Origin of the sequence: Corynebacterium sanguinis (genome assembly GCF_007641235.1) — a bacterium.
GTDB lineage: Bacteria > Actinomycetota > Actinomycetes > Mycobacteriales > Mycobacteriaceae > Corynebacterium > Corynebacterium sanguinis.
On the sequence record NZ_CP038157.1, the window covers coordinates 1751344 to 1763652 of the forward strand.

At 66.6% G+C, this 12309-nt stretch carries 10 protein-coding genes; 3 read left to right on the forward strand and 7 right to left on the reverse strand.

Features of this window, described 5'->3' with window-relative positions:
* A complete protein-coding gene (locus E3227_RS08460) occupies nt 1-1281 on the forward strand; it encodes a uracil-xanthine permease family protein (RefSeq protein WP_144318176.1) in 1281 nt (426 codons plus the stop codon).
* Between the two features lie 23 nt (nt 1282-1304).
* On the opposite strand, the gene E3227_RS08465 is transcribed toward E3227_RS08460, so the two are convergent.
* From E3227_RS08465 to lexA, 5 genes are all read right to left on the reverse strand, one after another.
* Nucleotides 1305-1574 (reverse strand): HPr family phosphocarrier protein, encoded by a 270-nt coding sequence (locus E3227_RS08465; protein ID WP_136651131.1) that lies wholly within the window; start codon nt 1572-1574, stop codon nt 1305-1307.
* Between the two features lie 32 nt (nt 1575-1606).
* Nucleotides 1607-3478 carry a PTS fructose transporter subunit IIABC gene (locus E3227_RS08470; RefSeq protein ID WP_144318177.1) on the reverse strand — a complete coding sequence of 624 codons (1872 nt, stop codon included), beginning with the start codon at nt 3476-3478 and terminating at the stop codon, nt 1607-1609.
* Nucleotides 3479-3481: 3 nt separating this feature from the next.
* Nucleotides 3482-4462 carry a 1-phosphofructokinase family hexose kinase gene (locus tag E3227_RS08475; RefSeq protein WP_136651133.1) on the reverse strand — a complete coding sequence of 327 codons (981 nt, stop codon included), beginning with the start codon at nt 4460-4462 and terminating at the stop codon, nt 3482-3484.
* Nucleotides 4463-4548: 86 nt separating this feature from the next.
* Complete coding sequence (locus tag E3227_RS08480; RefSeq protein ID WP_136651134.1) at nt 4549-5334, reverse strand: DeoR/GlpR family DNA-binding transcription regulator; 786 nt, start codon at nt 5332-5334, stop codon at nt 4549-4551.
* 134 nt (nt 5335-5468) lie between these two features.
* The gene (gene lexA / locus E3227_RS08485) at nt 5469-6158 is read right to left on the reverse strand and encodes a transcriptional repressor LexA (protein WP_136651135.1); all 690 of its coding nucleotides are present in this window, start codon (nt 6156-6158) and stop codon (nt 5469-5471) included.
* A gap of 430 nt (nt 6159-6588) precedes the next feature.
* Between lexA and E3227_RS11475 the strand changes: the two genes are divergently transcribed.
* On the forward strand, nt 6589-6750 hold the full coding sequence (locus E3227_RS11475; protein ID WP_153257540.1) for a hypothetical protein: 162 nt from the start codon (nt 6589-6591) through the stop codon (nt 6748-6750).
* 55 nt (nt 6751-6805) lie between these two features.
* Nucleotides 6806-7264 carry a transcriptional regulator NrdR gene (gene nrdR / locus E3227_RS08490; RefSeq protein WP_136651137.1) on the forward strand — a complete coding sequence of 153 codons (459 nt, stop codon included), beginning with the start codon at nt 6806-6808 and terminating at the stop codon, nt 7262-7264.
* A 149-nt stretch (nt 7265-7413) separates the two neighbouring features.
* Here nrdR and hrpA read toward each other — a convergent pair whose 3' ends face one another.
* Both hrpA and E3227_RS08500 read right to left on the reverse strand, forming a co-directional pair.
* Complete coding sequence (gene hrpA, locus E3227_RS08495; RefSeq protein WP_144318178.1) at nt 7414-11313, reverse strand: ATP-dependent RNA helicase HrpA; 3900 nt, start codon at nt 11311-11313, stop codon at nt 7414-7416.
* A 15-nt stretch (nt 11314-11328) separates the two neighbouring features.
* Nucleotides 11329-12285, reverse strand: coding sequence for a hydrogen peroxide-inducible genes activator (locus E3227_RS08500; RefSeq protein ID WP_144318179.1), 957 nt, complete (start codon nt 12283-12285; stop codon nt 11329-11331).
* Between the last annotated feature and the right edge of the window lie 24 nt (nt 12286-12309).

Here is a 12309-nt window from a genome sequence, read left to right on the forward strand (position 1 = left end):
GTGACTTCTACATTCGGATGGACCCTTCACGGCGACGGTCGCCACATTCAACCCGGCGAGGTCGTCGCCCCTGATGAGAGGCTGACTTGGCCGCGCACCGCGGCCATCGGCGCGCAGCACGTCGTCGCCATGTTCGGTGCGACCCTGCTGGTCCCAACCCTCACGGGTTTTCCCGTGAATACGACGTTGCTGTTCTCGGGACTCGGCACGATCATCTTCCTGCTGATTACCCGCAACAAGCTGCCGAGCTACCTCGGATCGTCGTTTGCCTTCATCGCGCCGCTGGCGGCCTCGCAGCAGTACGGCGTCGGCGCGCAGCTCGGCGGTGTGGTGGTCACGGGCCTCGCGCTGATTGCGGTGGGCGCGCTCGTGCAGGCGGCGGGAACGAGGCTTATCGACGCCGTCATGCCGCCCGTGGTCACCGGCGCCATCGTTGCGCTGATCGGATTCAACCTGGCTCCGGTAGCGGTGGGCAACTTCCAGGAGCAGCCGCTGGTCGGCGCGGTTACGCTGGCAACGATCCTGGTTGTGGCCGTCGCCACCCGCGACATGGCCTCGCGCCTGTCGATCCTGATCGGCGTCATCGTGGGGTGGTTCACCGCCTGGGTGAGCAAGGGGGTTAGCCCCGAGGCGCTGGGCGCGGTCGCCGCCGCCGATTGGGTGGGCGTGCCGCGTTTCCACTCGCCTGAGTTTCACCTCTCTGCTGTCCTGGTGACCTTGCCGGTGCTGGTGGTCCTCATCGCCGAAAACGTCGGCCACGTCAAAGCAGTCGGCGAGATGACCGGCCGCGACCTGGACGCCTACCAGGGCCGCGCTCTCATCGGCGACGGCTTATCGACGACCCTCGCCGGAGGTTTCGGCGGCTCGGGCACGACAACCTACGCCGAGAACATCGGGGTGATGGCCGCGACCAAGGTGTACTCCACGGCCGCGTACTGGGTGGCTGCGGTGGTCGCGATTGCGCTGGCGTTCATCCCGAAGTTCGGCGCGATCGTCGGCACACTCCCGGTCGGGGTGCTGGGCGGTGCCACCCTCGTGCTCTACGGGTTGATCGGCATGCTCGGCGTGCGCATCTGGCAGGACAACCGGGTGGACTTTAACAACCCAGTCAACCTGATGACCGCCGCGGTGGCCCTCATCGTCGGCATCGGCGATCTTTCGCTCACGCTCGGCCCGGTGGAGCTCAAGGGCATTGCACTGGGCTCAGTCGGGATCATCGTTGCCTACCCGATCATGAAAAAGGCCTTCGCCACGCTGGGCGAAGGCACGTACAACACCTAGGCTGCCGCCCGTCTATTCCCCGCCTAAGCTTCGTCGAGGTTCTGCTGGATAAGCGCCGCGATCTTGTCTACGGCCTCGGCGTTGTCGGAAGTCACGGTCACCTCGTCGCCGAATTCCGCACCCATGGCCATGATCATGAGAGAGGATGCGGCATCCGTCTCGTCGTCCTCGTCGCCGCCCGCCAGGGTGAGCACGATTTCGTCGTCGTACTCGCCAGCGGCATCCGCGATGACGGTTGCCGGGCGTGCGTGCAGGCCCACGGTGGAGCCGACCTTTACTGTCTTAGAAGCCATGTGAAAATCCTTTCGTTGAGTTGGTCTCAATTCTACGTGGAAACTTTCCGGCGCCCGAGAGCTGCCTGCTTAGCGACGACCACAGCCAACGCACCCACCGCAACGCCCGAAGCTAATGCCACGCACACGCCCCACCACGGGCTAAAAGCAAAGATGACGAAGATCCCGCCGTGCGGCGCGCTCACCCCCGTGCCAAGCGCCATGGACACCGCTCCCGCGGTTGCCCCGCCGAGCATTAGTGGTGTGATGACGCGCGCGGGATCGGCGGCCGCAAACGGGATGGCGCCCTCGGTGACAAACGCCAGGCCGGGCAGCCAGATGGTTCGCCCGGCGGCGCGCTCCGCCGGGGTAAACGCGCTGGCGCGCAGCAGCGTCGCCAGCGACAGGGCCAGCGGCGGCACCATCCCGGAGACCATGACCGCGGCCATGATGACGTAGCTGGCCTGGGTGCCCGCGGTCAGCCCCGCCGCCCCGAAGGCGTAAGCGACCTTGTTCACCGGCCCGCCAAGGTCGACACACATCATCGCGCCGACGACCACCCCGAGCAGGATCGCCGAGGTGCTTCCCATCTCGCCGAGCCAGCCCTGAACCGCCGCCGAGAGGGCGGCGAGCGGGCGGCCGATAACGCCGACCATCAGGAATAGCACCGCGAGCGTTGCCACCAGCGGGCTGACCACAGTGGTTTTCAACGACTCCAGGGCACGCGCGTTGATCCCGCGGATCCACAGCGCGACCCCGCCCGCGACGATGCCGGTGACCACCGCGCCGAGAGAACCCGCGCCGAGCATGACCGAGACCGCGCCGCCGATGAACCCAGGCGCGATGCCCGCGCGGCCGGCGAGCGCGAATCCGATGTAGCCGGAAAGGGCGGATACGGCCAGGTTTATTCCTGCTTGCCCGGTGACTATTAGCACCGCCGCGAGGTAGGGCAGCCAGCCGGAGCGATCGAGACCCCCGTGCGGGTCAGCGAGGGAGAAGCCGCGGGCGACCTCGGCCCAGACGTCCGTGCCGCCGATCAGCGTGCCCAGCGCGAGCAGGAGCCCGCTGGCGGCGAGGAAGGGCACCATGAAGGAAACCCCTGTCATCACGGCGCGGTAGATGCGCGCGGGTGTGCTGGGCTCGGTGGAGGTTTCGGTGGCGTTGAGGGCGGCGTCGATAAGCTGCGCGGGCTCGTTGATTGCGCGGCGCACGGGCACGTCGACGAGCGGCTTGCCCTCGAATCGCTCGGCGCCGCGTACCGCGACGTCGTGGGCGAGGATCACGGCGTCGGCGCCGCGTATGAAGTCGGGGTCGAGCGGTTGGGTGCCGGTGGCGCCCTGGGCCTCGACGCGCAGCTCGACGTCGTCACGCGATGCGGCGGCGCGGGTGAGCGCGTCAGCGGCCATGTACGTGTGCGCCACACCGGTGGGGCACGCCGTGACAACCGCGATGCGTCGGCGCTTCTTCTTGTGGTTGAGCTGCGCGGCAATGGCCTCGACAGCGGCCTGCGGGTCAGTGGCCGCGCGCAGCTTCTCGACGAACTGCTCACGCACCAGCGCCCGGGCGAGCGTCGACAGGATTGACAGGTGCGCCTTGCTACCGTCCGCGGGGGCGGCGATGAGGAACACGAGGTCGGCGGGGCCGTCGGGGCCGGAGAAGTCGACCGGGTGGCGAAGCCGCGCGAAGGCGAGCGTGGGCACGCTCACGGCGGACGAGCGGGCGTGCGGGATGGCGATGCGCCCCGCCACGCCCGTCGGGGCCTTACCTTCGCGCGCGGTGACGTCGGCGATGAGCTGCGCGGAGTCGTTGGTGCGGCCGGCGGATTCGACCAGGCCCGCGAGGTGCGCGATGACCTCGCGGGGGTGCCCGCCGGCGTCGACGTCGAGGGCGACGAGCTCGAGCCTGATGAGGTCCGGACTATCCACCGGCTACCTCGGCTCCGTCTCAAGTGCAACCACGTGGGTATTGACCGTGTCCACCTCGTCGGGAGAGGGGATGCCGGTGCCCGGTTTCGCGGCCGCGGCCGAGCCGTAGGCCACGCCCCGGCGCAGGCACTCGCAGGGGTCGGCGCCCTCGACGCGGGCCATGATGTAGCCGGCCAGCGCACTATCGCCCGCGCCAACCGTCGAGCGGGTCGTCATCGGGGGAGCGGTGGCCGCCCACGCGCCCGTGGCCGTGACCAGGCACGCCCCGGCCGAGCCGAGGGTGACCAGCACCTCTTTCACGCCGTCGCTGATCAGCTTGCGAGCGTGGACGACGATGCTGCGGTAGTCGCCCGACGCGGCCTGGCGCTCCAAGGCGTCACCGTCGGCGCCGGTGAGCTGGGCGAGCTCGAACGCGTTGGGTTTGATCACATCCGGTTTGGCGTCTGCCAGATTCTTCCCGAGCTCCGCCAGCGGCGCGTCGGAGGTGTCGATGGCGACAACGGCGCCCGGGCAGGCCATGCGCACGGCCTGGGCGAGCGTGGCGTACCACGACGGCGGCGCGCCCGGGGGCAGGGAGCCGGCCATGACGACGGCGTCGGCGCGGGTTTCGGCGACGGTGGAGATGAGGACGTCAGTGATGCGGGTGACGTCGTCGTCACGCAAAAGCGGGCCCGTTTCGTTGACCTTGGTGGTGGAGCCGTCGCGCTCGGTGAGCGTGGTGTTCGTGCGGATCGCGCCGGAAATCGGGATGCCCTTCAGCGGGATGCCAGCGTTGCGGCAAATGAGGGTGAACGGGTCGCTCGGCCCGCAGGGGGCGATGGCGAGGGTGTCGCGGCCCGCGTTGGTGCAGGCGTGGGAGACGTTGATTCCCTTGCCGCCGGCTTCTCTATGCGCGGTGATGGTGCGGTTGACGCCGCCGCGTTCGAGGGAGTCGAGCTCGAGAGTGGCATCGATACTTGGGTTGGGCGTGAATGTGATGATCACTTCTGCGGGCTCCTCCCAGTTTTAACTTCCAAGTATGTCCGGGCGTACCCGAACGGTCAATGCGGGCGCGGCGGCTGTGACGGACGCTACGCCTCGGCGAGGACTACCTCAATGCCGTGCTGTGACAGCTCGCTGACGATCGACTCCGGTGCGCCGGAATCGGTGATGAGGACGTCGATCTCGTCCAGCGAGGCGAAGCTGACCAGGTAGTCGTTGCCGAGCTTGGTCGAATCGCACAGCACAACAACGGTGCGGGCGTTGGTGACCATCGCCGTCTTAATCGCGGCCTCCTGGGCATCGGCCGTGGACAGTCCGTGGTCGACGCTGAGCGCGTTGGTGCCGATGAAGGCGACGTCGGCGCGCATCAGGGCGAGCGAGCGCAGCGCCATCGCGCCGACGACAGCCTGCGTAATCGCGCGAACCGAGCCGCCGAGCAACTGCACGTGCGGCAGGCCCGCGGTGGACAACTCGAGCGCGATGGGCAGCGAGTTGGTCACAATCGGCCAGGACGCCGCGCGCGGGTCCGAGGCCAGCAGGGTGGAAAAGGCGCTAATCGACGTCCCCGAGTCGAGGAAGATCCCGCCCTCGGATTGCTCCGGCAAGTACTGCAGTGCATTGCGGGCGATGGCGGATTTCGCGGTCGATGCCGACCGCGAGCGCGCGTCGAGTGAGAACTCGGTGGTGGAAAACGTCTGGCTGGCGACCGCGCCCCCGTGAACGCGGTGGATCAGGCCCTCACGGTTGAGGACGGCTAGGTCGCGCCGGATTGTTTCCGCAGTAACGTCAAACTTGTCTGCCAGCTCGGTGACGTTGACGCGGCCCTCAATGGCGGTCAACGACGCGATCTGTCGTCTGCGTTCCTCTGCGTACATGGGCGGACAATCCTCAGGTTGGATGTGCGGTGAACAAGTGACGCACGCCATTGTTGCAAAAGAAGGCTGCCCGCTTAAGTGGGATTGCGCCCGAAAGCCCTCAAGTGGGGGTAGCAGTCGGGCGCAGACGCGCGTTAGAGGGTGCGGAAAACGGACACGACACGCCCCATGATTTCCGCCTCGTCGCCCTTGATCGGGGAGAACGCGTCATTGTGGGGGAGGAGCCAGACGCCGGTGGCGTCCTTGTGGAACTCCTTCACGGTCGCTTCGCCGTCGAGAAGCGCTGCGACGAACTCGCCTTCCTCCGCCACGGGCTGGGAGCGCACCACGACCCAGTCGCCGTCGAGAATGCCGGCGTCACGCATGGACTCGCCGACGACGCGGAGCATGTAGAGCTCGCCGTCGCCGAGCAGCTCCTGGGGAAGCGGGAAGTAGTTGTCCACGTTCTCCTCGGCGAGAATCGGGGAGCCAGCGGCGATCTGTCCAACGACTGGGATGTAGCGGGGCGCGGACGCGTCCTCGGGGGTCGGGGCGGCCTTCGGCTTGGCCTTGCGCGAATTCTTCTGCGAGTCGGGGAGGTGGCGCAGGTCCACGGCGCGCGGCTTGTTCGGGTCGCGGCGCAAAAAGCCCTTCTTCTCCAGCTCTTTGAGCTGGTAGGCGACAGAAGAGGTGGATTGCAGGCCGGCGGCATCGCCGATCTCGCGGATGCTTGGCGGGTAACCGCGTAGAACAACGGCGTCCTGGATTACTTCGAGAATGCGACGTTGGCGATCAGACAGAACGCTCATGTCGAGGTTGTTCGGGTCGTCCTTCTTGCGTGGCATGGCTGCTCCTGAGAGTTCGTGTGGGTCGGCGAAAAACGTGGCCTGCTTGCAAAAGTACCAGAAGTGGCAAATTTGTTCGACATTTTAGGCCATGGTGTGGACAAAGTCGGACCCCCGTGCTATAAATCGAACATATAGACGTACTCGAACATACGAGCGGGTTAAATGTTCGATGATGTCCGGCTTGAAATTACACTGAAGTCAGACAACAAAGGAGAACACCATGACCATTCAAATCGACCGCCCTCACGCTGCACATACTTCGTCCAATTCCGCTACCGCGCCGACGCTTCCCGCCGCGGTGTGGGATCTCCCCGAGGCGGAAAGTATCTCGAGGGGCGCGCGCCATGTTCGAACGCTTAGCCCGGTGCATCGAAACTCTGACCGCGTGAACGCCGGCGCTGTTCGCGCAGGTGCGCAAAATTCCGACATGTTCGAAACTCGCCACGAAAATCGGGCTAGCCTGCTCATGGGTGCGGCCCTCGGTCTTGCCCTGATTCTCGGGTCTGCGGCGGGCGGTGCCTTCGCCGGCGATTCTTCGGATCAGGTTGCAGACGCGACCTCGGGGGTCACCGCAGCATCCGTGCGCTAGATCCCGCGCTGCAGTGGCCGCGGCGGGGGAGGACGCGCGCGGTAGAATCGAGCGCATGCACTGCCCGTTTTGCCACCACGAACAGTCCAGGGTGCTTGACTCCCGCGTGATCGACGGCGGATCTGCAATTCGCCGCCGCCGAGAGTGCTCGGACTGCGCAGGGCGCTTCACCACCGTGGAAAAGGCCATCCTCATGGTGGTCAAGCGCAACGGCGTCAGCGAGCCCTTTGACCGCGACAAGTTGATCAGCGGCGTGCGGCGCGCGTGCCAGGGCCGTGACGTGTCCGACGACGCTCTCAAGCGACTCGCCCAACAAGTAGAGGAGACCGTGCGCAGCCACGGCAGCTCCCAGGTCGACGCCAACGACGTCGGCCTCGCGGTGCTCGAGCCACTGCGCGCCCTCGACGAGGTCGCATACCTGCGCTTCGCTTCCGTGTACAAGTCCTTCGAATCCGCCGACGACTTCGAATCCGAAATCCGCCTGATGCGCCGCCGTGACCGCGAGGACTTCTAGAGGTCTCGCACCGGGGGATGTCGGGTGTTCGCCGTGTCCGCAGATCGACTGATAGAACACCGCATCATCGCGTTTCCGCAGATTGCATCGCCTCTCAGGAAAATATGCTTGTGTATGTCTCCGGCTGCTCGGATTACCCACCCCGGGCGCTAGCGGACGGCGTCGATAAGCTTTTCGATGCGACGCTGGCTAACCGGCTTCGGGGTGCCCAGGCGCTGGGCAAACAAGCTCACCCGCAGCTCCTGGATGCGCCACAGAATGTCCTTGACGTCCTTCGTCTTCTCCCGCCCGGCGGGCAGCGTGCGCAGCTTCGCCTTGAGGTAGGCGTGGGTTGCCGCGACAACGTCCTGGCGGTCAGCGTCGCGGTCGGGGTCTATCGCCATGTCCTCCAAGCGAATCCGCATCGCGTCGATGTAGCGCGGGACGTGCCGAAGGTACGCCATCCCGTGGACGGTGATCGCGTGGGCGGGGAGGAAGAATGCGAGCTGCCCGCGCATGTCGTCGATCGCCGGGCCGGTCCACTTCTCCAGCTCCTGCGAGATCGCGGAGTACTCCACAAGCACGGGCGCGAGCGCAACCACCTTCTGCCGCACCTCGGCGCTGACCTTCGGCTTGATTTCACGCACCAGCGCGTCGAACTCCTCCGGGGAGCGGACCGGGCCACCGGCGGCGACCATCAGGTCGCGCAGCGTGGCGACGCGGGCGTCGTCGACAAGCCCCGCCGCACCACCGTGCGGGTAGTTGTCTATCGCAACCTTCTGGCGCAGCGGCAGCCCCTTGGTCATCTGGGAGACGTTGACGTTGATCTCGCGCAGCAGAAGCGTCAGCGTCGCCGTGAGCATGGACGCGTCGGCGGCCGCCTTCGTCGGGTGAACCGTGACCTTGACGCCGTTGGCCGTTGCCTCCAGCGCAGGGTAGGCGTCGACCTGGTTGCCGTCGATCGTGGTGGTGACGGTCTCGGGGACCTCGCCAAGCGTGTGGGCAGTCCACTTGGGTGCGCTGGCCGTCTCGGCGGTGCGGCTCGCCTTGGACACCGAGGAGCGGATCTTGCCTGATTGGCGGCTTTTAAGCGCCGTGAGGTCCTTGTCGTGGTCGATGATTTCCCCGCGCTTGTCAATCGCCGCGAACGTGATCTTCAAGTGCGGCGGCAGGGCGGCGGGCCGGAAATCGCTGCCGTTGATCCCCGCGCCGCCGATAGAGCGCAGGACTTCGGCGAGGTCGTCGGTCAGCGGCTGCTCCCGCGGCGTGAGCTTCGGCAGCGCCATGGCTGCGAAGTCCGGGGCGGGGACGACGGAACGTCGTAAAGCTTTGGGCAGTGTGCGGATCAGCTCGGTAACCAGCTCTGCGCGCAGACCGGGGACGAGCCAATCGAAGCCGGTGGCCTCGAAGCCGGCCAACAGCGGCACGGGGACCTCCACCGTCACACCGTCAAGCGGGTCGCCGGGCTCAAAGGTGTAGCGCAGCGCGTAGTCGATCGACCCCTGGCGCCACGCGGTGGGGAAGTCGGAGTCGGAGGCATCGACATCGTCGTTGACCAGGTCGTTCGGGTTGAAGTTGAGGTAGCTGGCGTCCTCGTGGCGCTTCTTCTTCCACCACGAGTCGAAGTGGCGCGCGGTGGTCACGTCGGCGGGCAGGCGCGAGTCGTAGAAGTCGTACAAAGCGTCCTCGTCGACCACGATGCCGCGGCGGCGGACCTTGTCCTCGACCGCTGCGGCGTCGGCAAGCATCGCTTCGTTGTGGTCGATGAATGTGTGGTGTCGGTTCCAATCGCCGCCGATCAGCGCGTGGCGGATAAACATCGTGCGCGCGCCCTCGGCGTCAACGCGGTGGTAGGGCACGAGCCGGTCGCGCACGATCGGCAGGCCGTACAACAGCGACGTTTGGTGCACCATCGCGGCCGAGCGCTTGCGCGACCACACCGGCTCCGAATAGCTGTGCTTCAGCAGCCCACCCGCGGCCGTTTCCACCCATTCGGGCTGGATGCGCGCGACGTCGCGCGCCCACAGCCGCGAGGTCTCAACCAGCTCGGCCGCCATGAGAAACTCCGGCGGCTTCTTCGCCAGCACCGATCCCGGAAAGACCATGAACTTCGTGCCACGGGTGCCCTGGAACTCCTTCGAATTGCCCTCGCGCGCCCCGATGTTGGACAGCAACCCCGTGAGCAGCGACTTATGGATCGCGTCCGAGTCGCGCTCGTTGGCAACGTTCTCAGCGCGCGAGAAGCCCAGCTGCTTTTCGACGTCGCGCAGCTGGCGCACCAGGTCATACCACTCGCGGATGCGCATGTAGTGCAGAAATTCGCGCTTCATCCGCTTGCGAAACGCGTTGCCGGACAGCTCGTCGCGCGATTCGCCGATGTAGTCCCACAGCTTGAGCGCGGAGAGAAAGTCGGAGGTCTTGTCTTTGAAGCGCGCGTGCGCCTGATCCGCCTGGGCCTGAAACTCGAGCGGGCGCTCGCGCACGTCCTGGATGGTCATGTAGGCGACGATGACGGTGACGTCGTCAAGCACGCCGAGGCGGTTGGCCTCGACGAGCATGCGGGCCATCTTCGGGTCGACCGGGATGCGGGCGATGTCGCGGCCGATCGCGGTGAGCACGGGCGCGCCGTTACGCTCCTTGTCGCTGGTGGCGCCGAGCTCGTGGAGCACGGCCAGACCATCGCGCACCGACTTCGGGTCCGGGGGCTGTAGAAAGGGGAACTCGCTGATGTCGCCGAGACGCAACGAGATCATCTGCAGAATCACGCTGGCAAGGTTGGTGCGCAGGATTTCCGGGTCAGTGAACTCGGCCCGGGCGTTGAAGTTTTCTTCGGAGTAGAGCCTGATGGCAATGCCGTCGGCAACGCGGCCCGAGCGCCCGGAGCGCTGGTTGGCCGAGGCCTGGGAAATCTCCTCGATGGGCAGTCGCTGCACCTTCGTGCGTGTGGAGTAGCGCGAGATGCGCGCCAGGCCGGTATCCACCACGTAGTGAATCCCCGGGACCGTCAGCGACGTCTCGGCGATATTGGTCGACAGCACAATGCGCCGGCCGGAGTGCGGGGAGAACACGCGGTGCTGCTCGGCGTTGGACAGCCGCCCGAACAGCGGGGTGACCTCCACGGAGCGCCAGTGCTTCTTTTCCAGGGCCTCCATGCAGTCTCGGATGTCGCGCTCGGAGGCGAAGAAGCACAAGATGTCGCCTTCGCCCTCGCGCATCAGCTCCTCGATGGCCGCGACGACGCCGTCGATCATGTCCACGTCGGTCTCTTTGCCGCCAACGGTTTCCACCAGAGGGCGATAGCGGATCTCGACGGGGTAGGTGCGCCCGGAGACCTCGATGATCGGGGCCGGGGTGCCGTCGGCGTCGCAGAAGTGCTCGGCGAAGCGCTGCGGATCGATCGTCGCAGAGGTGATGATCACCTTCAGGTCAGGGCGCCGGGGCAGGAGCTGCTTGAGATAGCCGAGGAGGAAGTCGATGTTAAGCGAGCGCTCGTGGGCCTCGTCGATGATGATCGTGTCGTAGGCGTTGAGGAAGCGGTCGCGCTGCATTTCGGCGAGCAGGATGCCGTCGGTCATCAGTTTGACCGCCGTGGTGGGGGAGACGCGGTCGTCGAAGCGGATGGCGTAGCCCACGGTCTCGCCGACGCTCTGGCCGAGCTCGTCCGCGATGCGCTCCGCGACGGTGCGTGCCGCGAGCCGGCGCGGCTGGGTGTGGCCGATCAAACCCCGGCGGCCGCGCCCCAGCTCGAGCAGCATCTTCGGGATCTGGGTGGTCTTGCCCGAACCCGTCTCACCCGCGATGACCACCACCTGGTGGTTGCGCATGAGCTCCATGATGTCATCGCGCCGCGCAGAGACGGGCAACTGCTCGGGGTAGGTGATGTCGGGCACCGCGGCATCGCGCGCCGCAACGGTGGCGGCTGCGGCGTCGAGGTCGTCGGCGATGGCGCGAAGCGCCTGCGGCGCGCGGGCCTTGTCCAGGCGACGGCGAAACCGCCGCACCTCGGCAAGCGGCAGGCTATCGAGGCGGGAGAGGAGCTCGCCGCGGGAGGGGTGGGAGGAATCGTTCATATCTGTCGAACGATTCTAGCCGTCGATGATGCTCCTGCTTCGTTGGATCACCTTGGCGTGGGCCCGCGTGATCAGCTCGCCGAGCGCTTGGTGCTCGACCGCGCGTGCCGACGACGGCCTGCTGACCAGACCGATCGTGCGCTCCGCCGCAACCGACGGGGCGAAAGCGGCGAGCCCCAAACCCGACCGCGTGCACTCGGTCGCCACCGCGGATTCCGGAACCAGCGTGCAGCCCAGCCCCGCCACGACGAGCTGCATGATGGTGGTCAGCGAGGAGGCGCGCGTGGAGTACTCCCCGTTGCCCGGGTTGCTCATCTGGGCGATCCGGCATAGGTCGATGATCTGGTCTCGTAGGCAGTGGCCGTCGTCAAGCAGCAGCAACTCGAGCTCGCGCAGGTCGTCGAGGGTGAGGTCGCGGCGGCCCGCGAGCGGGTGGCCCTCGGGTGTGACAACGACGAAGCGCTCGCGGAACAGCACGGACTCGCGCATTCCGGGGTGGCCCGCCGGCACGGCCAAGATGGCGACGTCGACGGAGCCGTCGCGGAGCTGATCAAGAAGCGCGGGAGTTTGCTCCTCGACGATCTGGGGTTTCAGGTCCGCGTAGTGCTTGCCCGATTCCTTGAGAAAGTCGGGGAGGATATACGGGGTCAGCGTCGGGATAATCCCGAGCGTGAGCGGGCCCGAGAGCACACCGAGTGCGCCGCGCGAACGGGTGACAAAGGCATCCGCCGCCTCGAGGGTGGCGCGAGCAAGGGGGAGCAGTTCCTCACCGACCGGGGAGACAATCACCTTCCGCGTGGAGCGCTCGATGAGCTGGATACCCAGTCCGGTTTCCAACGCGACGAGGGCTTGCGACAGCGACGGCTGGGAGATGTTGAGCTTGGCAGCAGCAGCGCCGAAGTGCTTGTTCTCGGCGATGGTGACGAAGGTCCGCAGCTGAGCGAGGGTCGGGCGGTACTCTTTATTGCTCATGCCTATGAGTTTACGGTACGAAAG

Bases quoted from the DNA above. Each gene is read 5' to 3' on its own strand.
- E3227_RS08480 (WP_136651134.1), bottom strand. From the start codon at position 5,334: ATGTACGCAGAGGAACGCAGACGACAGATCGCGTCGTTGACCGCCATT.
- E3227_RS08500 (WP_144318179.1), bottom strand. From the start codon at position 12,285: ATGAGCAATAAAGAGTACCGCCCGACCCTCGCTCAGCTGCGGACCTTC.
- E3227_RS11475 (WP_153257540.1), top strand. From the start codon at position 6,589: ATGTTCGAAACTCGCCACGAAAATCGGGCTAGCCTGCTCATGGGTGCG.
- nrdR (WP_136651137.1), top strand. From the start codon at position 6,806: ATGCACTGCCCGTTTTGCCACCACGAACAGTCCAGGGTGCTTGACTCC.
- hrpA (WP_144318178.1), bottom strand. From the start codon at position 11,313: ATGAACGATTCCTCCCACCCCTCCCGCGGCGAGCTCCTCTCCCGCCTC.
- lexA (WP_136651135.1), bottom strand. From the start codon at position 6,158: ATGCCACGCAAGAAGGACGACCCGAACAACCTCGACATGAGCGTTCTG.
- E3227_RS08465 (WP_136651131.1), bottom strand. From the start codon at position 1,574: ATGGCTTCTAAGACAGTAAAGGTCGGCTCCACCGTGGGCCTGCACGCA.